Below are 22198 nucleotides of genomic sequence, written 5' to 3'. Positions count from 1 at the left end.
CTTCAGAAAACGGGGGCGGCGCCGATGACGCCGGTCAGGTCGCCGGGCGCGCCGTTCAGCCGCCCGTCCTCGGCCTGCACATAACCCGCCAGCAGGAACAGCTTCAACCCGCCGCCCGCCGTCAGGGGTTGGGCCGCCAGTCCGGCCTGAGCCAGAAACGCCGCGATCTCGGCGTCGGGGCGGGCGCTGTCGGTGATCCAGAAGGTGCGGTCGTCGCCGGTGGGACCGGGCTGGGCGCGGGCGACGATCAGGGCGCGGGGGCGGGCCGCCGCATCGTCGGGCAGGGCCGCCGTGACCTTGAGCTCGGGCCGGGCCAACAGCCGCCCCCACCAGGGCCGTGCGGGGGTCAGGTCCAGCACGGCGGTCGCGCGCCCGGCCGCCGCCTCCAACGCCTGTTCCGGCTCGGCCGCCAGACGGGCTGTCAGGCCGAAACGGTCCGCCGCCAGGACCTGGGCCGCCGCGCCCCAGACGACCAGGGGGCGATCCGCCGCCGCCATCCGGCCCCAGGCGGCCTTTAGAACCGCGCCTTCGGCGGGCGTCGTTCCCGCCAGCACCGCCCGCAGGGCCAGGGCCGCCGCGTCCGACGACGCCGCCTCGCCGAGGGCCAGGCGAGCCGTCAGGGCCGACCGCAGCGCCGCGTCCAGGGCCGTGCGTTGCGGATCCTCGTCCGGCGCCGTCAGCATCAGAACAGCCGCGGCGCCGGGGCCAGGGCGAAGGGCCCCAGGAAGGTGCGGCCGTCGCGGAACACCAGGGTCAGATCCATATCGCCCTGGCCGCCGGTCGCCGCCGTGGCGGCGGCGGCCCCCGCGACGCCGACGCGATTGACCGCCCCCTGGCCCGACCCCGCCAGGCCGGCGATGGCCGGCAGGGGGCGCTCGGTCTTCAGGGCCACCTGGCCGACCAGCCGCCCGTCCGGGCCGGCGGCCAGGCTGTCGCTGGACAGTTCGGCGCGGCTGTCGCCGGCGACGGCGCGGCCGCGCACCTGGGTGAAGCGCCCGCCCGCGCGGGTCCAGGCGGAGAAGACCCCCGCCTCGTCCATGCCGCGCAGCCGGCCGGCCTGTTCGATCACGGCCTCCATCTGCAGGGTCAGCCGCCCGCCCTGCGCCAGGCCCTCGACCGGGCCGCGATCGCGCCCCTCGGCGTCGACCAGCCGGAACAGCACATCGACGCTGTCGGGCGCCGGAGCGGCGTCGGTCCGATGCGGACGCAGGTAGAAGGCCAGTTCTTCCGCGCGGCGCAGAGGAAAGGCCTCGGACCCCGGATGAGGGGTGAATTCCGGCTGGTTCAGGTCGATGGCGACATTGGGCCAGCGCTGGTTCAGTCCATGGACGCTCATGCGCAGGGCCTGGCCGCGCACCGCCACCTGACCCTTGTCGGCGCGGGTCAGGACCAGGCCGTCGGTAGCCAGGATCACCCATTTGTCGGGATTGTAGGCGTTGGCCTCGGCCACCAGCTGCGGCGCGGCCAGGGCATGGCCGGACGGGGCGACGATCTTCACATGGTCCAGCGCCAGCCGGGTGCGGAAGGGCCAGCCGGTCAGCCCGCCCGAGACATAGTCCACCTGCCACCCCTGGGCACGCAGGGCCTGGGCCTGGGCCTGCAGCCGCCCTTCGATCTGGGACGACAGCCAGAACCACCAGCCGGTCCAGGCGGCCAGGGCCAGAAGCACCAGGATCAGCGGCGCGAACAGGCCGCGTCGGCGGTGGCGGGGGGCGGGCGTATCGGTCATGGCCTTCCTCTATCAGACCGCATCAACGCGCCAAGGCTAGGAATCGCCCAGAAAGCCGCGCGTCAGTTCGACCGCCTCGGCCAGGCCCATCCGCATCACCTCGGCGCCCGGCGGCAGGCCGGCGAACAGGCGGGTCGGGCTGGCGGCGTCCAGCATGACGAACACCCCCCGGTCGTCGGCGCGGCGGATCAGGCGGCCGAACGCCTGGGCGATGCGGCCGCGCGCCAGGGCGTCGTCATAGCCGCGCCCCCGGTCGAACAGGCCGCCCAGCCGCTCGCGCCGCGCCTTGTGCAACAGGTCCGGGCGGGGCCAGGGGGCGCGGTCGAACACCAGCAGTCGCAGGGACCGCCCCGGCACGTCCACCCCGTCGCGCACCGCGTCGGTGCCCAGAAGACAGCTGTCCTGCTCGACCCGGAACATGTCGACCAAGGCCCCGATCTCCAGCGGATCGACGTGCTGGGCGTAGAGGGGCAGGCCGGCCTTGGCCAGCTCCGGCCCCAGCCGCTCATAGATCGCCCGCAGCCGCCGGATGGCGGTGAACAGGCCCAGCGCCCCGCCGCCGGACGCCAGGAACAGTTCGCGCATGGCCGCCGCCGTCTGGCGCGGGTCGTCCTTGGCCACGTCGGTGACCACGATGACCCGGCTGTTGGCCTCATAGTCGAACGGGCTGTCCAGCTTCAGCGTCCGCGCCGGGTCGATCAGCCGGGCCGCGCCGGTCCGCATCCGCGCCAGGTCGAACGGGTCGGCGCACTCCATCCCGCCTGCGTCCGACAGGGTGGCCGAGGTGACCAGCACCCCGTGCGACGGCGCGATCACCGCGGCCTCCAGCGGCACGGTCGGATCGATCCAGTGGCGGCGCAGGGCCACGTCATGAATACGGCCGAAGGCGGTCTCGGCCGACAGCCAGTCAACGAAGTCGGGGTCGGGTTCGTCGCCCGTCTCCTCCAGCGCCGCCAGCATGGCGCGCCAGGCCGGCAGGGTCATGCGCGCCCGCCGGTCCAGACCGCGCAGGGCGCCTTCGATCCGCGCCCGTGACGATGGCTCCAGCACGTCGGCCTCGTCGTCCAGTATGTCTTCCAGGCGCCGCGACAGGGCCAGCAGCGGCGCCTCTACGTTCGCCAACGCCCGCGCCGCCTCGCGCGCCGTGTCCAGCACCGGCTCGGTGACGGGCCGCAGGGCGCACTCCAGGCCGAACTCGGCCCCGGCTGATGTTTCAGACGTGCGCGCGCGCAGCTGGTCCAGGGCGGCGGCCAGGAACCGCTCGATCGGGCCGATGGGGTTCACTTCGCCGGTCGCGGCGCCGATGCGGGCCGAGACGCCGTCGCCCGGCAGTTCGGCCGCCGCGCGGATGGCGTCGTTCAGGGCTTTCGTCGCCGCCTCCGAGTCGGCGCACAGGTCGCCAAGCCGCTGTTCCAGCCCGCGCCCGCGTCGCCCCCGCCCCTCGGGTCCCCGAATCCAGCGGCGCAGCTCGGCCGCCTCCTGGCCCGACAGGGCGGCGGAAAAGGCGCTGTCGGCGGCGTCGAACAGATGGTGGCCCTCGTCGAACACGATGCGTTTCAGGGCCGCCGTCTCGCCGTCCTGTTTCTGGCCGCGCGCGGTGCGGGCGCCGTCGAAGGCGGCCTGGGTCATGACCAGGGCGTGGTTGGCGATGACCAGATCGGCCCGGCGGCTGGCGCGGATGGTCTTTTCGACGAAACAGGTGCGGTAGTGGGGGCAGGCGGCGTGGACGCACTCGCCGCGCCGGTCCACCAGATTGGCCGCCCCCGCCTGATGGGCCGGGGCCACGGCGAACAGGCCGGGCAGCCAGCCGGGCCAGTCGCCGCCGGTCATGTCGCCGTCGCGGCTGTGCAAGGCCCAGCGCGCCGCCAGGGCCGCGCCGATCAGGTCGCCGGTCCCCAGCTGGGCCGCCTGGACCATCTCCTGCAGGTTCAGCAGGCACAGATAGTTTTCGCGCCCCTTGCGCACCACGGCCTTGCGTTTGCGTTCGGCCGGGTCGGGCCACAGGCTGGCGCTCTCGCGGTCGATCTGGCGCTGCAGGGCGCGGGTGTAGGTCGAGACCCAGGCCGCCCCGGCGTTGCGTTCGGCCCACAGGCTGGCGGGGGCCAGGTATCCCAGGGTCTTGCCCGTGCCGGTGCCCGCCTCGGCCAGAAGCATGCGCGGCCGCCCCGCCTCGTCGCGCGGCGAAAAGGCGTAGGCCGCCTCGGCCGCATAGTCCGACTGGGCTGGACGCGCCTCGTCCAGCCCGGCGGCCTGAAGCAGCTTCTCCAGCCGGATGCGGGCGGACTCAGAGTCAACCGGAGCCGAGCCGGCTTCGCCGCGCGGCGCCTCGTCCTCCCATTCCGGCAGGCGCGACCAGACGTCCAGGCCCGACCCGCGATGCTGGCGATCGCGCACCGGCTGGGCGCGCAGGGCGTCCAGCACGCGCGGCCCCCAGGCCCAGCCCGCCCGATCCATGGTCTCGGCCAAAGTCACCGCCGCCTCGCGCCCGGGCCAGGCCGGATCGGCCATTTCCTTCAGCAGCAGGGTCGCGCTCTCTCGCAAAGCCTGGGCCTGAGCCTCCGCCCCCTTGGGTTCGGCCAGACCCAGGGCCAGGGCCAGGCCAGTGGGGGACGGGGCGCAGAACCGCGCCGGCCGCACGAAGGCGAACAGCTCCAGCACATCCATCAGGTCACGGCTGCGCGGCGGCGCCGCCAGCCCCAGTCGCCGCGCCGTCAGGGCCGCATGGGCCACCAGCACCGGCCCGCCGGTCAGCAGCCCCTCGGCCGCCCCGCGCCCGATCCGCCGCGCCCCCTGATCGTCGCACACCGCCCCGGCCCCCGGCGGCGTGGCCAGGGCCGGCGGCAGGTCCAGCCAGGGCGGGGCGCCGCTGACGGCGCCGGTCGGGAGGGAAGGGTCGGAAATCACCCGCGGACGATAGCGCGCGCCGGGGTGAAACGGAACGGGAACATGCTATATCGCCTCCGTGCCGTCCCCTGCCGCTCCCGCAACGCTTCCGCCGCTGTTCGCCGACTGGTTCGCGCGGCGCGGCTGGTCGCCCCGGCGGCATCAGCTGGAAATGGTTCGGGCGGCCGAAGCGGGGGCCCACGCCCTGCTGGTCGCGCCGACCGGGGGCGGCAAGACCCTGGCGGGCTTCCTGCCCAGCCTGATCGACTTGGCCGAGCGCGGACCGAAGCCGGAAACGGGGCCGGGCAGCGGGGTGCACACGCTTTATCTGTCGCCTCTGAAGGCCCTGACCACCGACGTCGAGCGCAATCTGATGACGCCCATCCGCGAGATCGGGCTGAACATCCATGTCGAGAGCCGCACCGGCGACACCAAACAATCCAAGCGCCAGCGCCAGCGCGATTTTCCGCCGGACATCCTGCTGACGACGCCGGAGCAACTGGCCCTGTTCTGCGCCTGGGAGGGGGCGCGGGCCTATTTCGCCGACCTGAAATGCGTGGTGCTGGACGAGGTCCACGCCATCTGGAGCGGCAAGCGGGGGGATCTGCTGAACCTGGGTCTGGGCCGGCTGCAGGCCTTTGCGCCGGGGATGCGGCGGGTGGCGTTGAGCGCGACTGTCGACGACCCGCAGATGATCGCCGACTGGCTCTCCCCTTCCCCCCTCGCGGGGGAAGGTGGCTCGCGGAGCGAGACGGAGGGGGGGGCTTTGGGCGACGCGCTCGGTGACAGCCTGGCCCCCGTCCAACACACCCCCCATCCGAGCGGCTCCGCCGCCCACCTTCCCCCGCAAGGGGGGAAGGGTGTCTTGATTGTGAAGGGCGATCCCGGCGCGCCGCCGGTGGTGGATGTGCTGATCTCCGAAGGCCGCGTGCCGTGGGCGGGGCACACCGGCGTCCACGCCATCCCGGAGGTCTATGAAGCCATCAAGCGGGCGGGCATGAGCCTGATCTTCGTCAACACCCGCTGGCAGTCCGAGTTCGTCTTCCAGCAGCTGTGGGCCATCAATGAGGATGACCTGCCCATCGCCCTGCACCACGGATCGCTGGCCGCCGAACAGCGGCGCAAGGTCGAGGCGGCCATGGCGCGGGGCGACCTGAAGGCCGTGGTCTGCACCTCGACCCTGGACCTGGGCATCGACTGGGGCGACGTGGACCTGGTCATCCAGCTGGCCGCGCCCAAGGGGGCCAGTCGCCTGGTGCAGCGGATCGGCCGGGCCAATCACCGGCTGGACGAGCCCAGCCGCGCCCTGATGGTCCCCGCCAGCCGGTTCGAGATGCTGGAATGCCAGGCCGCGCGCGAGGCGGTGGCGCAGAACGCCTTCGACTGGGAGCCGCACCATATCGGCACGCTGGACACATTGGCCCAGCACGTCATGGGCGTGGCCTGTTCCGAGCCCTTCCGCATGGAGGACCTGTTCGCCGAGGTGACCGGCTGCGGCCCTTATCGCGCGCTGAGCTACGAGACGTTCGAGGAGGTGGTGGATCTGGTGGCCACCGGCGGCTACGCCCTGCGCACCTACGAACGGTTCGCCCGCATCGTGCGCACGCCGGACGGCCGCTGGAAGGTGCGCAACCAGACCCTCGCCCAGAAGCACCGGATGAACGTCGGCGCCATCGTCTCGGCCGGCACGCTGAACATCAAGGTGGCGCACCGGCGCGGCGGCGGAACCGGCGCCGCGCGCTGGTCGGCGGGCCGAAAGGTCGGCGAGGCCGAGGAATGGTATTTCGAACAGCTGACCCCCGGCGACACCTTCGTCTTCGCCGGTCAGGTCTGGGCCTATCAGGGCATCAGCGGGACCGACGCCCTGGTCACCCACGCGCGCGACGCGGACCCCAAGATCCCGTCCTGGGGCGGGTCGAAATTCCCGCTGGGCACCAGCCTGGCCGAACGGGTGCGCGACATGATCCAGGACCGCGACCACTGGCGCGTCCTGCCGCCCGACGTGCAGGAATGGCTGGAGCTGCAGGAGGCGCGCTCGGTCATCCCGCGCGCCGGCGACATGCTGGTGGAGACCTTTCCGAAGGGCTCGCGGCATTTCCTGGTCGCCTATCCGTTCGAGGGGCGGCTGGCCCATTCGACCCTGTGCATGCTGCTGACCCGGCGTCTGGACCGGCTGGGCGTCGGGCCTCTGGGGTTTGTGGTGACCGACTACTCCCTGGCCATCTGGTCGATCCGGCCGATCGATCCGGCCGATCTGGACGCCCTGTTCGAGCCCGACATGCTGGGCGACGATCTGGAGAACTGGCTGGACGAGAGCTTCATGTTGAAGCGCACCTTCCGCAATTGCGCCCTGATCTCCGGCTTGATCGAACGCCGCCAGCCGGGCGCCGAGAAGACGGGGCGGCAGGTGACCTTCTCCACCGACCTGATCTACGACGTGCTCCGCCGCCACCAGCCCGATCATCTGCTGCTTCGCACCGCCCGGGCCGACGCCGCCTCCGGCCTGCTGGATGTCGCGCGGCTGGGGCAACTTCTGGCGCGCATCCAGGGACGGATCGTGCATCAGCCGCTGGACCGGGCCTCGCCCTTCTGCGTGCCGGTTCTGGTCCAGATCGGGCGCGAGCGGGTCGGGGGCGGCTCGGCCGAAATGATCCTGGACGCCGCCGCCATGGAGTTTTCGGAAGAGGCCCTGGTGGCTGAGGTGATGGGAGAAGGGCGATGAACGCCGGCCTGCGCGCCGCCCTGTCGCCCATGCGCCGCCCTTGCGGCTCGCTGCGCCTGTCGGTCATGGGCGAGACCTGCGTCTTGCGCTGTTCCGGCGCCCTGTGGTTGCCGGATCATTCCACCCTGGTCGCGGGCGACCTGCATCTGGAGAAGGGGTCGGCCTTCGCGGCGCGGGGCCAGATGCTGCCGCCCTATGACAGCCGCGCCACCCTGGACCGGCTGGCGGCCGAGATCGCAGAACTGGATCCCGGCGTCGTGATCCTGCTGGGCGACAGTTTCCACGACAGCCGCGCCATCGGCCGGATGGCGGGCGACGATCGCGCCCGGCTGGACCTCCTGGCCCAGGGACGGGACTGGCTGTGGATCGAGGGCAACCACGACCGCCGGGCCCTGGAACAGGCCGATATGGCGGGCCTGCCGGGGCGGGTGGTCGGTCACCTGTCGGTGGGCGCCCTGAGCCTGACGCACGAGCCCTCGCCGGCGCCCTGGCCCGGCGAGGTGGCGGGCCACCTGCATCCGGCGGTCCGGATCGTCGGCCACGGCCGAAGTGTCCGGAGGCCCTGTTTCGTCACCGATGGGCGGCGGCTTCTGCTGCCGGCGTTCGGGGTCTTCACCGGCGGTTTGAACGTGCGCGACCCTGCGGTGGCCGGCCTGTTCGAGACCCCGCCCCTTATCGCCGCCCTGGGCCGTGATCGGGTGCATGCGGTGGCCTGGGACAAGGCGGCGGCGGGACGATGAACCGCGCTCCGGCTTCGTCTCAGACGTCAACCGGACCGGGCGCCGGATCCGGAAAGGGGAATCGATTCGGGACTCCGCCCCGGACGACCGGGCCTAGCCGACCGCCTTCACCGCCCCGGCGATGTCCGAGACCACCCGTTTGACCAGGGCCTCGTCATCACCCTCGGCCATGACGCGGATCAGTTTCTCGGTGCCCGACGGGCGCACAAGAACCCGGCCGGCGCCGTTCAGCGCGGCTTCGCCGTCGGCGATGGCGGCCTTGACCGCAGCGTCTTCCAGCGGCTTGCCGGCGGTAAAGCGGACGTTCTCCAGCAGTTGAGGGACGGTGTCGAACTGACGCGCCAGCTCGCTCATCCTGCGGCCGCTGTCGACCATGACGGCCAGGACCTGAAGCGCCGCCATCAGGCCGTCGCCGGTGGTGGCGTGGTCGTGCAGGATGATATGGCCCGACTGTTCCCCGCCCAGGTTGAAGCCGCCCTGGCGCATCCGCTCCATCACATAGCGGTCGCCGACCTTGGTGCGCTCCAGGGTCAGCCCCTCGGCCGACAGGGCCCGCTCCAGCCCCAGGTTGGACATGACGGTGGCCACCACCCCGCCGCCGGTCAGCAGTCCCTGCCGTGACCAGTCCCGCGCGATCAGGGCCATGATCTGGTCGCCGTCGACCACCTGTCCCGTCTCGTCGCAGATGATGACCCGGTCGGCGTCGCCGTCCAGGGCGATGCCGATGTCGGCGCGGTATTTGCGGACTGCCTCGGACAGGGCCCCCGGATGGGTCGAGCCGCAGTCCAGATTGATGTTCATCCCGTTCGGCTCGACCCCGATCGGAAACACCTCGGCGCCCAGTTCGTAAAGGGTGGTCGGCGCCACCCGGTATCCGGCGCCGTTGGCGCAGTCGACGGCGATGCGCAGCCCCTTCAGGCTGAGGCCCTTGGGGAAGGCGCGCTTGGCGATCTCGACATAGCGGGCCTGACTGTCGTCGATCCGCCTGACCCGGCCCAGACGGTCGGGCGGGGCCAGGCTCTCGTCCAGGCCGGCGTCCATCATCGCCTCGATCTTCAGCTCGATCTCGTCCGACAGCTTGTAGCCGTCCGGCCCGAACAGCTTGATCCCGTTGTCGGTGAAACTGTTGTGCGAGGCCGAGATCATCACACCCAGGTCGGCGCGCATCGACCGGGTCATCATGGCCACCCCCGGCGTCGGCAGCGGCCCGAACGTCAGGACGTCCATGCCCACAGAGGCGAAGCCCGCCACCAGGGCCGGCTCGATGGTGTAGCCCGACAGGCGGGTGTCCTTGCCGATCACCACCAGGTGCCGCCGGTCGTCGGCCGACATGAACAGCCGGCCCGCGGCCAGGCCTACGCGCAGGGCCACCTCGGCGGTCATCGGATGACTGTTGGCCCGGCCCCGGATGCCGTCCGTCCCGAAATACCGCCTGTCGCCCATGCGACTCTCCCTGCCGTTCCGAAATCTTCGGAAACCCTTTTTTGGATGCCCGAGGGTTTCATATTCCCTAGAGGCGTCCACCTTGGACTAACGGCTTAGACCGTCCGGCGGATCGGCGCAAAGCGGCGACGAGGGAGCGAGACCACCATGTGCGGCATCATCGGCGTCAGCGGCGAAGGCCCGGTCGTCCCCCGTCTGATCGACAGCCTGAAGCGGCTGGAATACCGCGGCTACGATTCCGCTGGGGTGGCCGCCCTGGTCGATGGCCGCATCGAGCGGCGCCGCGCCAAGGGCAAGATCCGCGAGCTGGAGGCCGTTCTGGCCGACGATCCGATCAGGGCCACGGTCGGCATCGGCCATACCCGCTGGGCCACCCACGGCGCGCCCACCACGGCCAACGCCCACCCGCACAAGGCGGGCCGCGTCTGCCTGGTGCACAACGGCATCATCGAGAATTTCGCCGAGCTGAAGGCCGAACTGGAAGCCAAGGGCCGTGTGTTCGAAAGCCAGACAGACACCGAGGTGGTGGCCCATATGATCGACGCGGCCCTGGACGCCGGGGCCGAGCCGCTGGCCGCCTTCAAGTCGGTGCTGGACCGGCTGACCGGCGCCTATGCCCTGGCGGTGCTAATCGAGGGCGAGGACGAACTGATCCTGGGCGCCCGGCGCGGCAGTCCCCTGGTCGTCGGCTGGGGCGAGGGCGAGATGTATCTGGGGTCCGACGCCCTGGCGGTCGGGCCGTTCACCCAGGAGATCAGTTATCTGGAAGAGGGCGACTATGTCGCCATCGACCGGTCGGGCGCGCGGATGTTCGACGCCTCGGGCGCCGCCGTCGAACGGCCGATGGTCAAGGTCTCGGCCTCCTCCGCCCTCGTGGAGAAGGGCGAGTACCGGCACTTCATGGAGAAGGAGATCCATGAACAGCCCGACAGCGTCCAGCACACCCTGTCCGAATACCTCGACCTGGTGACCGGCAGGACCAAGGCCCAGCCCGTCGACTTCGCCGCCATCGACCGCATCCAGATCATCGCCTGCGGCACGGCTTTTTACGCCGGCCAGATCGGCAAATACGCCTTCGAGAAGATCGCCGGCCTGCCCTGCGACGTCGAGATCGCGTCCGAGTTCCGCTATCGCCATCCCGCCCTGACGCCGGGAACCCTGGCCGTCGCCGTCAGCCAGTCGGGCGAGACGGCCGACACCTTGGCTGGCCTGACCTGGTGCAAGCGGCAGGGGTTGAAGACCGCCGCCGTGGTCAATGTCCACTCCTCCTCCATGGCGCGCGAGGCGGAAACCCTGTGGCCCACCCATGCGGGGCCGGAGATCGGGGTCGCCTCGACCAAGGCCTTCACCGCCCAGGTGGCCGCCCTGCTGTCGCTGGCGGTGGCGGCGGGGGTGGCGCGCGGCCGCATCGATGGCCAGACCGAGGGCGAGCTGGTCAAGGCCCTGTTCGAGGCCCCGCGCCTGATCGCCGAGGCGCTTTCGATGGACGCCGACATCCGGGCGGTGGCGGTGGACCTGGCCAAGGCCCGCGATGTCCTGTTCCTGGGCCGGGGCGCCATGTTCCCCCTGGCCATGGAGGGGGCGCTGAAGCTGAAGGAGATCAGCTATATCCACGCCGAGGGCTATGCCGCCGGCGAGCTGAAGCATGGCCCCATCGCCCTGGTGGACGAGGAGACGCCGATCATCGCCCTGGCCCCGCTGGACGAGGTGTTCGAGAAGACGGCCTCGAACCTTCAGGAGGTCGCCGCGCGCGGCGGTCCGGTGGTGATGATCGCGCCGGGGGCCGCACCCGATCCGCACGGCGCCGGCATCGCCCGCGTCGATGCGCCGGAATGCCACCCCCTGGTCGCGCCCCTGATCTACGCTGTGCCGGTGCAGCTGCTGGCCTATTACACGGCGGTCCAGAAGGGCACGGACGTGGACCAGCCGCGCAACCTGGCCAAGTCGGTGACGGTGGAATGATGCGCATCTCCTCCCTGTCGCGCAGCGATGAGGAGGTGGATCGGCGGCGCAGCCGACAAGACGGAGGGGTCAGTCTTTGCGCCCCTGAAGATCCCCTCCACCGCCTGCGGCGGTCCCCCTCCCCATGAAATGGGGAGGAGACAGTTCGGCGGGACATGCTCTAGGCTGGCGTGAACACCCTCGGAGACTTCATGACCGCCTCGACCCGTCGCCTTCGCAAGGCCGTCCTGCCCGTCGCCGGCCTGGGCACCCGCGTCCTGCCCGGCACCAAGACCACGCCGAAGGAATTGCTGAACGTCGTCGACCGGCCGATCCTGTCCTACATCGTCGAGGAGGCGCGCGAAGCGGGGATCGAGCATATCGTCTTCGTCACCGGTCGGGCCAAACAGGCGATCGAGGACTATTTCGACCATCAGGTCGAGCTGGAGGCTCAGCTTCAGGCCAAGGGCAAGACCGACATACTGGACGCCCTGAACGCCGACCTGGCCCGGCCCGGCGAAATGAGCTTCACCCGCCAGATGCAGCCCAAGGGGCTGGGCCACGCCGTCTGGTGCGCGCGCGACATCGTGGGCGACGAGCCGTTCGCCGTCATCCTGCCCGACGTGATCGTCGACGCGGCGCCCGGCGCCCTGAAACAGCTGGCCCAGGTCTATGAAAGGACGGGCGGCAATGTCATCGGCGTCGAGGCGGTGCCCCAGGACCAGACCCACAAATACGGCATCGTCGATCCGGCCAGCCGCGACGGCCGCCGCATCGCCATGAAGGGGATGGTGGAAAAGCCGCCCCAGGGCGCGGCGCCGTCGAACCTGTCGATCTCGGGCCGCTACATCCTGCAGCCGGAAATCTTCGACCTGCTGGAGACCCAGGAGCGCGGCGCGGGCGGCGAGATCCAGCTGACCGACGCCATGGCTCGGCTGATGCGGACCCAGGACTTCACCGCCTATGAATACGAAGGGGCGACCCACGACTGCGGCGACAAGATCGGCTTGCTGCGGGCCAATGTCGCCCTGGCGCTGAAGCGGCCCGATCTGGGCCCGGCCGCCCGCGCGGCGGTCAGCGCCCTGCTCTGAGACCCTCGACCGCCGCGACCAGCCGCGCCAGCTGGCCCGGCGACGACAGGCGGTGATCGCCGCCCTCGATCCGCTCCAGGATCACGTCGCCGCCGGTCAGCCGCTCCAGCAGCCTCGCCTGATGGCGCCAGGGCACGACGTCGTCGTCCCGCCCCTGCAGGATGTGGATCGGCGCCGGAATGCGGATTTCGTCGTCCAGCAGCAGCCACCGGCGCGCCTCCTCGAACATGGCGCGGGTCAGGACATAGTCGCCCAGGCCCTCCTCCGTGATCGTCGCCTGGCCGTCGCGCAGGATGGCCTGGCGCACATGGTCCGGCAGGTCCGGCCACATCAGCCGTTCGGTGAAATCCTGGGCCGGATTGACCAGGGCGACGCCCGCCATCCGCTCGGGCCGCGCCAGGGCCAGCAACAGGGCGATCCAGCCGCCCATGGACGATCCCACCGGCATCACCGGCCCGTCCAGGGCGTCGATCAGGGCGATCGCATCCTCGCGCCACCTTCCGATGGTGGCCGCCCGCCAGTCGCCGGACGAGACCCCGTGGGCGAAATGGTCGTAGCGCAGATAGGCCCAGCCGCCCGCGCGCGCCGCCGCGTCCAGGGCCAGGGCCTTGGTCCCCTCCATGTCCGAGCGGAAGCCGCCGATCCAGACGACGGTCGGCCCGTCGCCCTCGACGCGCTTGAAGGCCAGGGTTTCGCCATCCGGGCGGGTCAGGTGCTGGAGGTCGGTCATGCCCGTCTTGTGCCTGCTTCCGCCTGATCCGTCATCCTCGGGCTTGACCCGCACGGCGCGGGATAGGACGGAAGACCTATGCCCGCCCCCCAGGTCCTGTTCGTCACCTCGAACCGCATCGGTGATTGCGTCATCTCGTCCGGCGTGATCCGCGAGATCGGCCGCCAGCTTCCGGGCGCCGAGATCACCGTGGCCTGCGGCCGCCCGCCCGCCCCCTTCTTCCGCTCGGCCCCCGGGGTGGTGCGGACCATCATCCTGGACAAGAAGAAGGCGGCCGGACACTGGCTGGACCTGTGGCGCCAGGTGCGCGGGACCCGCTGGGACATGGTCATCGACATTCGCGGATCGGCCCTGGCCTGGCTGATCCCGGCCCGGCGGCGCGTGGTCTACAACCGCCGCTGGGAGATGGGGCTGAGGAAGGTCCAGATGGTCAGCCGCCTGATGGGCGCCGATCGCGACCTGGACCCCGAACTGTTCATCGACGAACGCGCCCGCGCCACGGCCGCGGCCGTGATCGATCCGCAACTGGCGTCCGGCGCCGGTCCCGGACCCATCCTGGCCCTGGCCCCCATCGCCCACCAGCCGGGCAAGAGCTGGCCGGCCGAACGCTGGGGCGAACTGGTGGGACGGCTGAAGGCCGAGCCGCGCTTCGACGGCTGGCGCTTTATGCTGGTGGGCGGACCGGGCGACCATCCGCCGGCGGCGCCGGCCCTGGCCGAGGCGGGCGAACGGGCCATCGACGTCGTGGGCAAGGGCGACATCCTCGCCTCGGCGGCCGCCATCGACCGGGCCGATCTGTTCGTCGGCAACGATTCGGGCCTGATGCATGTGGCCGCCGCCGCCGGACGGCCCACCCTGGGCCTGTTCGGTCCGACCGAATGGTGGCTGTACGGTCCCTGGGGGCCCAGGACCCGCACCGTGGCCTCGAACGAGACGCGCGGCCAGTTCGCCCCCATCGAGGCCCTGAGCGTCGATCATGTGTTCGATGGTGTTCTGGCGCTACACGACGCCTACATCTCGGCGCCGGAGCCCCGCCAGCCTTGAATTTCGGCCGTTCCAAAGGCATATGAACCCGCTGGGAACGCGACTGCGGGTCGCGGGCTTTACCCTGCCAGACATGTAAACAACCAAGGAAACGACGCCCATTCGCCGTCCGATGCAAACGCCGCCCGTCAAGGACGGGCCGCCCATGAACAACGATATCCGCGCCACTCGCGTGCTTCTGATCGATCAGAACGGCGAGAAACAGGGGATCATGCCGCTGTCTGCGGCCCTGGAAGCCGCGGAGGAAGTCGGACTTGATCTGGTGCAGATCGTCGCCAATCCAGACGCGCCCGTCTGCAAGATCCTGGACTATGGCAAGCATCGCTTCCAGGAGCAGAAGAAGAAGGCCGAGCAGCGCAAGCGCCAGAAGGTTGTCGAGCTGAAGGAAATCAAGCTCCGCCCCAACATCGACACCCACGACTATGAGGTGAAGGCCAAGGCCATGCACCGCTTCTTCGAGGAGGGTGACAAGGTCAAGGTGACCCTGCGCTTCCGCGGCCGCGAGATGGCCCACCCCGAACTGGGCATGAAGCTGCTGAACAAGGTCCAGGCCGACTTCGACGAGGTCGCCAAGGTCGAATACGCCCCCCGTATGGAAGGGCGCCAGATGATCATGATCCTGGCCCCGCGCTGACCCGACGGGCGGCGACAAGGCGGCGCAAGCGCGCCTGGACAACCGGGGCTTGTGATCCTCCGCGACAGGGCGGATGATGATTGCCATTGTGCAATCGGGGCGTTGATCATGAAGTCTGTATTCCGGAGCGGTTTGACCGCCGCCGTGGCCGGGGCTCTGGCCGCGGTCCTGACCGTCACTCTTCCCGCCGCGCCGGCCTCGGCCCAGAACGCGACCGCCGCCGAGACGGCCGCCTCGCCTCTGGACGCCTACGGCGCCCTGCCGTCCCTGGAGATGCTTCGCCTGTCGCCCTCGGGCGACAAACTGGCCTTCATCACGGTCGCGGGCGAGCAGCGGACCCTGGTGCTGCTGGACCTGACCACCCGCAGCCAGATCGGCGGCGTGGACGTCGGCCGGGTCAAGGTGCGCGATCTGGACTGGATCGGCGAGGAACGCGTCCTGGTCAGCACCTCGGCGACCTTGTCCCTGCCGCGCCTCGGCATCGAGGCCGGCGAATTCTGGATCGGCAAGATCTACGACCCGGGCCGCAACCGGGCGGTCGAGGTGTTCAACGGCACCCGCGGCGTCTTCCCCGCAATGATGAGCAACGCCCGCATTCTGGACAATCAGAACCCGCCCGCGCTGCTGGTCCGCGCCTTCGCCTTCGAGAACCCGGAGCGGATGGACCTGTACCGGATCGACCTCAACAGCGGCCGCGCGTCTCTGGCGGAGGTGATGGGTCGCCGCGTCGAATCCTTCATCCTGGACCCCAGCGGACAATCGCTGGCGCGCAGCGAATACGATCCGTCGCTGCGGTCATGGAGCCTGCTGGCGCGCCAGGGGTCGAGCCTGAAGGAAATCTACAAGGTCACCGCGCCGCTGGATTCGCCCTCCATGCTGGGTCTGGGCATGAATGGCGACAGCCTGATCGTCGCGGCTGATCGCCCGGACCTGCATCGCGAGGGCCGCGAGGACGCGGAATTCTTCGACGTCAATATCGCCACCGGCGCCTGGCGGCCTCTGCGTTTTGAGTTCCGCCCCCAGGGCATCTTCTTCGACCCTCTGACTTCGCGCATGATCGGCGCCGCCGGCGAGGGCGAGGACGGCCCGCGCTATGTCTTCGTGGAGCCGCGCGCCGGCGCCATGTGGACCCGGGTGCAGCAGTCGTTCGCCGGCCGCGCGCCTCACCTGGTCAGCTGGACGCCGGACTTCAAGACGGTGGTGGTCCGCACCGCCGGGGACCGCGATTCCGGCTCCTTCTTCGTTCTGGACATGGACGCCGGCACCATCACCCCCGCGGGCGGGTCCTACGCCGCCCTGACGCCGGACAGGGTCGGCCTGGTGCGCTCGGTTCGATATGCGGCCGCCGACGGCACCCAGATTCACGGCTTCATGACCCTGCCGCCGGGCGTTGAGAGCCCGCGCAACCTGCCGCTGGTCGTCCTGGCCCACGGCGGGCCGGCCTCGCATGACGTCGGCGGCTTCGACTGGTGGGCCCAGGCCATCGCCTCGCGCGGCTATGTGGTGCTCCAGCCCAATTTCCGCGGTTCGACCGGCTATGGGAAGGCCTTCATGGAGGCCGGCTACGGCGAATGGGGCCGCAAGATGCAGACCGACCTGTCGGACGGCGTGCGCTGGATGGCCGAGCAGGGGATGATCGACCCGTCGCGCGTCTGCATCGTCGGCGCCAGCTACGGCGGCTATGCGGCCATGGCTGGACCGACCCTGGATCGCGGGGTCTATCGCTGCGCCGTCTCCTATGGCGGGGTTTCGGACCTCTATCGGATGGTCAACCAGGAGGCCCGCGACGGCGCCCGGCGCGACAATGAAACCGTGCGCTACTGGAACCGCTTCATGGGCGTCGAACGGCTGGACCACGCCGTGGACCGCTATTCGCCGGCCCTGCTGGCGGCCCAGGCGGATGCGCCGATCCTGCTGATCCACGGCCGCGACGACACCGTGGTGCCGATCGAACAGAGCCGGGTCATGGCCGACGCCCTGCGCCGCGCCGGCAAGCCTTACGAACTGATCGAGATGACCGGCGAGGATCACTGGCTGTCGCGTTCGGACACCCGCCAGCGGATGCTGAACGAGACGGTCCGCTTCCTGGAGGCGCACAACCCGCCGCGCTGACCTTGCTTTCCGGCGCGCCTTCGCTTAGAAGCCGCGCCTTCGCGTACCGGACCGCCGGGCGAACAGGCATGCCTGGGCGGTCCTTGAAACTCCGGGTCCAGAACCCGGCAAAGGAGATGAAATGCCGAAACTGAAGACGAAGTCGGGCGCCAAGAAGCGCTTCAAACTGACGGCGACTGGCAAGGTCAAGGCCGGGGTGGCGGGCAAGCGTCACCGCCTGATCAGCCACAATTCCAAATACATCCGCCAGAACCGCGGCACCTCGGTCATGGCCGACGCCGACGCCAAGAAGATCAAGTCCTACATGCCCTACGCCTGATCGGCGCAAAGGCAGGAACGAACTTCACCGCATCAGTTTGAAATCAGGCCCTCAAGCAGCGAGCGACCGCGTCGCGAGCGTTAGGGCCTTCTCGAAGAGAAAATCATCATGGCTCGCGTCACTCGGGGCGTTACGTCCCACGCCAAGCACAAGAAGGTTCTGAAGCAGGCCAAGGGCTTCTACGGCCGCCGCAAGAACACCATCCGCGCCGCCAAGGCCGCCGTGGACCGCGCCGGGCAATACGCCTATCGCGACCGCCGCAACAAGAAGCGCTCGTTCCGCGCCCTGTGGATCCAGCGCATCAACGCCGCCGCCCGCGCCGAAGGCTTCACCTATTCGCAGTTCATCCACGGCCTGTCGAAAGCCGGCATCGAGCTGGACCGCAAGGTCATGGCCGCCATCGCCGCCGACGAAACCGGCTTCAAGGCCATCGCCGACAAGGTCCGCGCCGCCCTGGCCTAAGGTTTCCCGATCACGGAATCCTCAAAAGCCCTCTGGCCGCGCGCCGGGGGGCTTTTTGCTTTGCGCCGCAGCCGCTAGACGAAACGCGACATGACCGACCTGCCCCAGCTTGAACTCGATCTCATCAACGCCGTCGGCGGCGCGACAACCGTCGCCGCCCTTGAGGATGTGCGCGTGGCCGCCCTGGGCAAGTCCGGGGCCGTGTCGGGCCTGCTGAAGGGCCTGGGGGCCATGAGCCCGGACGAGCGGCGCGAACAGGGGCCGGCCATCAACGGCCTCCGCGACCGGGTCACCCACGCCATTGCGGCGAAGAAGGCCGAACTGGAAGCCGCCGAACTGGACGCCCGGCTGCAAGCCGAGCGCGTGGACCTTACCCTGCCGGCCCGTCCACGCCGCAAGGGGGCCGTGCATCCGACCCTGCAGGTGATGGACGAGATGATCGCCATCTTCGCCTCGATGGGCTTCGCCGTGGCGGAAGGCCCGGACATCGAGGACGACTTCCACAACTTCACCGCCCTGAATTTCCCGCCCAAACACCCGGCGCGGGAGATGCACGACACCTTCTTCCTGAAACCCGATCCCGAAACGGGCGAGCGCAAGGTTCTTCGCACCCACACCAGCCCGGTGCAGGTGCGGACCATGATGAGCCAGCAGCCGCCGATCCGCATCATCGCGCCGGGCCGCACCTTCCGTAAGGATTCGGACGCCACCCACACGCCGATGTTCCACCAGATCGAGGGTCTGGTGATCGACCGCGACATCCACATGGGGCACCTGAAGACCACGCTTCAGACCTTCATCGCCCGCTTCTTCGAGGTGGACGATGTCCAGGCGCGGTTCCGTCCGCACCATTTCCCCTTCACCGAGCCCAGCGCCGAGATGGACATCCGCTGTGATCGTTCGGGCGGCAAGCTGGTGCTGAACACCGGCGACGACTGGCTGGAGATCCTGGGCTGCGGCATGGTGCACCCGAATGTGCTGCGCGCCTGCGGCGTCGATCCGGACCAGTGGCAGGGCTTCGCCTTCGGCATGGGCGTCGACCGCCTGGCCATGCTGAAATACGGCGTGCCGGACCTGCGGCCCATGTTCGAGGCCGACACCCGCTGGCTGGCCCACTACGGCTTCTCGGCCCACGCCGTCCCCAACCCCGCGTCCGGCCTGTCCTGATATGAAATTCACCCTGTCCTGGCTGAAGAGCCACCTCGACACCGACGCCGACGTCCAGCAGATCGCCGAGGCCATGACCATGGCCGGGCTGGAGGTCGAGGACGTCCACGACCCCATCGCCGCCCTGGCGCCCTTCACCGTGGCGCGCATCGTCTCGGCCGAACGTCATCCCAACGCCGACCGGCTACAGGTCTGTCAGGTCGAGACGGTGGACGGGATGAAGGAGATCGTCTGCGGCGCCCCGAACGCGCGTGCGGGCCTGACCACCATCTACGCCCCCATCGGCGCCTATGTGCCCGGCCTGGGGGTGACCCTGGTCGAGAAGCCGGTGCGCGGCGTGGTGTCCAACGGCATGCTGTGCTCGGGCGCCGAGCTGGAGCTGGCGGACGACAGCGACGGCATCCTGGAGCTTTCCGACGATCTGGCGGTCGGAACGCCGGCCGCCGGGGTCTTCGGCGCCGAGCCGGTTATCGACTTCGAGGTGACGCCGAACCGGCCCGACTGGCTGGGCGTCGCCGGCATCGCCCGCGACCTGGCCGCCGCCGGTGTGGGCGCCCTGACCACCCCCGCCATCAACGCCGTACCGGGCGGCTTCCCCTGCCCCGTCTCGGTGCGGATCGAGGCGCCGGAGCTGTGCCCCGTCTTCGCCGGACGGCTGATCCGCGGCGTAACCAACGGCCCGTCGCCCGACTGGCTGAGGCATCGCCTGACAGCCATCGGCCTGCGCTCGATCAACCGGCTGGTCGATGTGACCAATCTGATCGCCTATGACCGCGCCCGGCCGCTGCACGTCTATGACCGCGCCAAACTGGTGGGCGACGCCATCGTGGTGCGCGCCGGACAGGCGGCCAGGGACACGGGCGAACCGGAACATCTGATCGCCCTGGACGGCAAGACCTACACCGTCTCCGGCGCCGACTGCGTCATCGCCGATGCGGCGGGCGAGCGGCCCATCGGCCTGGGCGGCGTCATGGGCGGGGAGTCCACCGGCTGTTCGGACGACACCACCGAGGTCTTTCTGGAAGCCGCCTGGTTCGACCCCATCGTCATCGCCCAGACGGGCCGGTCGCTGGCCATCACCTCGGACGCCCAGTATCGGTTCGCGCGGGGCGTGGACACCGCCTCCCTGGTTCCCGGGGTCGAACTGGCCACCCGGCTGATCCTGGACCTGTGCGGAGGCGAGGCGTCGGACATCGTCGTGGCGGGCCAGGCCCCGGCCGATCCGGCGGGCTTCGCCTTCGATCCGGCCCAGGTGAAGCGGCTGTCGGGCCTGGACCTGGCCGACGACCGTATCGCGAAGATCCTGACCGACCTGGGCTTTGTCGTCATGCGCGGTTCGCCCTGGACCGTCACCCCGCCGTCGTGGCGGCGCGATGTCGAAGGCCCGGCCGACCTGGTCGAGGAGGTGGCGCGGATCGAAGGGTTCGACGCCCTGCCCGAGGCCCCCCTGCCCGGCGCCGTCGCCCCGTCGAAGGGCGTGCTGAACCCGCGCCAGGCCCGCGTCCGCATCGCCCGCCGCGCCCTGGCGGCCCTGGGCTATGCCGAGGCCGTGACCTGGTCCTTCACCCGGCGCGAGACGGCGGTCCTGTTCGGCGGTGGGGACGACAGCCTGGTGCTGGAAAACCCCATCGCCAGCGACCTGGACTGCATGCGGCCGTCGATCCTGCCGAACCTGATCCAGGCGGCGGCGCGCAACGCCGCGCGCGGCCATGCCGATGCGGCCCTGTTCGAGATCGGCCCCATCTATCTGACCGACCAGCCGGATGGTCAGCGCATGGTCATCGCCGGCCTGATCGCACCCCATGTGGCCCGTCACTGGGGCGGCGCCGCTGAAGACGCCCTGTTCGCCCTGAAGGCCGATCTGACGGCGGTGCTGGACGAGATCGGCGCCCCGACCGGATCGCTGCAACTGGTCCAGGGCCAGAACCGCGACTGGTGGCACCCGGGCCGTTCGGCCCGGCTTCAGCTTGGCCCCAAGACGGTGATCGCCGAGTTCGGCGCCCTGCATCCGCGCGTGCTGAAGGCCCTGGACGCCGACGGGCCGATGCTGGGCTTCGAGATCGTTCTGGACGCCGTGCCCGAGCCGCGCGGCCAAAAAAGCAAGAATGGGGGCACCAAGGCGCGTGGCGCGGCCGATCTGCCCAACCTGATGCCGCTGTCCCGCGACTTCGCCTTCCTGGTCGATGACGGCCGGGCGGTGGGCGATCTGGTGCGCGCGGCGACCGGCGCGGACAAGGCCCTGATCCAGTCGGTCGGGGTGTTCGACGTCTATCGCGGCGGCGGCGTGCCCGAGGGCATGAAGTCGGTGGCGCTGGAGGTCATCGTCCAGCCGCGCGAGGCGACCCTGGCCGAGGCCGAGATCGAGGCCCTGAGCGCCCGCATCGTCGCCGCCGTCGAAAAACTGGGCGCCCGTCTGAGGAGCTGACCGTCATGGGCCTGAAACCCCGTATCGAGACCGTGTTCGAGCGCGCCCTGTTCCGCAGCCGCTGGCTGATGGCGCCCTTCTACGTCGGCCTGGCCCTGGCCCTGGCCATGCTGATGGTCGTGTTCGTGCGCGAGCTGATCCACTACCTGCCCCAGGCCTTCGTCGCCGGGCGCGGCATGGCGCCGAACGACGCCATCCTGGCGGTGCTGACGCTGGTGGACCTGTCGCTGACGGGCAATCTGCTGCTGATCGTGCTGTTTTCCGGCTACGAGAATTTCGTCTCCAAACTGGACCTAGAGGGCGAGACCGACCGCCCGCCGTGGATGGGCACGGTCGATTTCTCGGGCCTGAAGATGAAGCTGATCGCCTCGATCGTGGCCATCTCGGGCATCCAGCTGCTGAAGACCTTCATGAACATCGGCAAGGCCGGCTATCCGCTGAACGAGACCGAGGCGATGTGGGGCGTCATCATCCACCTGGCCTTCGTGGTCTCGGGCGTGCTTCTGGCGCTGATGGACTGGCTGTCGGCGCGCACCGAGAAGCACTGAGAAGTGATCAGTGGCGAGTGGCGAGTGACGAGATTTCGGATCGTCAGCGTCACGCCGTCCTGGCCGGTCGCCAACAGGGCCGGCCACGCACTCGCCACTCGCCACTCGCCACTCGCCACTCGCCACTCGCCACGGCAATCTCCCGTTAACCTTGCCGCCGCAAGGCTGACGCATTGGACGCGGATGGTTCGCGCATCGAACCGATTCA

The 22198-nt window shown here is 70.2% G+C and carries 17 protein-coding genes; 12 read left to right on the top strand and 5 right to left on the bottom strand.

What is annotated here, in order from left to right; all coding sequences use genetic code 11:
- Positions 1-2: 2 nt before the first annotated feature.
- Genes KF910_RS04200 through KF910_RS04190 form a run of 3 tightly spaced genes read right to left on the bottom strand, consistent with a single transcriptional unit; the run spans position 3 to position 4633 of the window.
- Positions 3-683 carry a hypothetical protein gene (locus KF910_RS04200; protein ID WP_292258989.1) on the bottom strand — a complete coding sequence of 227 codons (681 nt, stop codon included), beginning with the start codon at positions 681-683 and terminating at the stop codon, positions 3-5.
- On the bottom strand, positions 683-1729 hold the full coding sequence (locus KF910_RS04195; RefSeq protein ID WP_292258987.1) for a DUF2125 domain-containing protein: 1047 nt from the start codon (positions 1727-1729) through the stop codon (positions 683-685). The genes KF910_RS04200 and KF910_RS04195 overlap by 1 nt, the downstream gene beginning before the upstream one ends.
- A gap of 36 nt (positions 1730-1765) precedes the next feature.
- Entirely contained in the window at positions 1766-4633 is a 2868-nt protein-coding gene (locus tag KF910_RS04190; protein ID WP_416354680.1) for an ATP-dependent DNA helicase, read from the bottom strand.
- A gap of 58 nt (positions 4634-4691) precedes the next feature.
- Here KF910_RS04190 and KF910_RS04185 point away from each other — a divergent pair, with 58 nt between their 5' ends.
- Complete coding sequence (locus KF910_RS04185) at positions 4692-7334, top strand: ligase-associated DNA damage response DEXH box helicase (protein WP_292258985.1); 2643 nt, start codon at positions 4692-4694, stop codon at positions 7332-7334.
- Entirely contained in the window at positions 7331-8074 is a 744-nt protein-coding gene (pdeM, locus tag KF910_RS04180) for a ligase-associated DNA damage response endonuclease PdeM (protein ID WP_292258983.1), read from the top strand. The genes KF910_RS04185 and pdeM overlap by 4 nt, the downstream gene beginning before the upstream one ends.
- A gap of 93 nt (positions 8075-8167) precedes the next feature.
- On the opposite strand, the gene glmM is transcribed toward pdeM, so the two are convergent.
- Positions 8168-9517: a phosphoglucosamine mutase gene (glmM, locus tag KF910_RS04175; RefSeq protein WP_292258982.1), complete on the bottom strand. Its 1350-nt coding sequence runs from the start codon at positions 9515-9517 to the stop codon at positions 8168-8170.
- Between the two features lie 147 nt (positions 9518-9664).
- Between glmM and glmS the strand changes: the two genes are divergently transcribed.
- Positions 9665-11479 carry a glutamine--fructose-6-phosphate transaminase (isomerizing) gene (gene glmS, locus KF910_RS04170; protein WP_292258981.1) on the top strand — a complete coding sequence of 605 codons (1815 nt, stop codon included), beginning with the start codon at positions 9665-9667 and terminating at the stop codon, positions 11477-11479.
- Positions 11480-11670: 191 nt separating this feature from the next.
- Entirely contained in the window at positions 11671-12549 is an 879-nt protein-coding gene (galU, locus tag KF910_RS04165) for a UTP--glucose-1-phosphate uridylyltransferase GalU (protein ID WP_292258980.1), read from the top strand.
- On the opposite strand, the gene KF910_RS04160 is transcribed toward galU, so the two are convergent.
- Positions 12533-13279 carry an alpha/beta fold hydrolase gene (locus KF910_RS04160; RefSeq protein ID WP_292258978.1) on the bottom strand — a complete coding sequence of 249 codons (747 nt, stop codon included), beginning with the start codon at positions 13277-13279 and terminating at the stop codon, positions 12533-12535. The genes galU and KF910_RS04160 overlap by 17 nt on opposite strands.
- A 78-nt stretch (positions 13280-13357) precedes the next feature.
- On the opposite strand from KF910_RS04160, the gene KF910_RS04155 reads away from it, so the two are divergent.
- From KF910_RS04155 to KF910_RS04120, 8 genes are all read left to right on the top strand, one after another.
- Positions 13358-14323: a glycosyltransferase family 9 protein gene (locus KF910_RS04155; protein ID WP_292258976.1), complete on the top strand. Its 966-nt coding sequence runs from the start codon at positions 13358-13360 to the stop codon at positions 14321-14323.
- A gap of 112 nt (positions 14324-14435) precedes the next feature.
- On the top strand, positions 14436-14957 hold the full coding sequence (gene infC, locus KF910_RS04150) for a translation initiation factor IF-3 (protein ID WP_292258974.1): 522 nt from the start codon (positions 14436-14438) through the stop codon (positions 14955-14957).
- 108 nt (positions 14958-15065) lie between these two features.
- Complete coding sequence (locus KF910_RS04145) at positions 15066-17069, top strand: alpha/beta hydrolase family protein (protein ID WP_292258972.1); 2004 nt, start codon at positions 15066-15068, stop codon at positions 17067-17069.
- Between the two features lie 121 nt (positions 17070-17190).
- Positions 17191-17388, top strand: a complete 198-nt coding sequence (gene rpmI, locus KF910_RS04140) for a 50S ribosomal protein L35 (RefSeq protein ID WP_029416075.1) — start codon at positions 17191-17193, stop codon at positions 17386-17388.
- 108 nt (positions 17389-17496) lie between these two features.
- Positions 17497-17850 (top strand): 50S ribosomal protein L20, encoded by a 354-nt coding sequence (gene rplT, locus KF910_RS04135; RefSeq protein ID WP_292258969.1) that lies wholly within the window; start codon positions 17497-17499, stop codon positions 17848-17850.
- Between the two features lie 90 nt (positions 17851-17940).
- Positions 17941-19017, top strand: coding sequence for a phenylalanine--tRNA ligase subunit alpha (gene pheS, locus KF910_RS04130; RefSeq protein ID WP_292258966.1), 1077 nt, complete (start codon positions 17941-17943; stop codon positions 19015-19017).
- A gap of 1 nt (position 19018) precedes the next feature.
- A complete protein-coding gene (gene pheT / locus KF910_RS04125) occupies positions 19019-21442 on the top strand; it encodes a phenylalanine--tRNA ligase subunit beta (RefSeq protein ID WP_292258964.1) in 2424 nt (807 codons plus the stop codon).
- A 5-nt stretch (positions 21443-21447) separates the two neighbouring features.
- A complete protein-coding gene (locus tag KF910_RS04120; RefSeq protein WP_292258963.1) occupies positions 21448-21990 on the top strand; it encodes a TIGR00645 family protein in 543 nt (180 codons plus the stop codon).
- The last annotated feature ends 208 nt before the right edge of the window (positions 21991-22198 follow it).

Source organism: Brevundimonas sp., assembly GCF_019636155.1.
Taxonomy (GTDB): Bacteria; Pseudomonadota; Alphaproteobacteria; order Caulobacterales; family Caulobacteraceae; genus Brevundimonas.
This window is presented reverse-complemented; position numbering and strand designations above follow the sequence as displayed.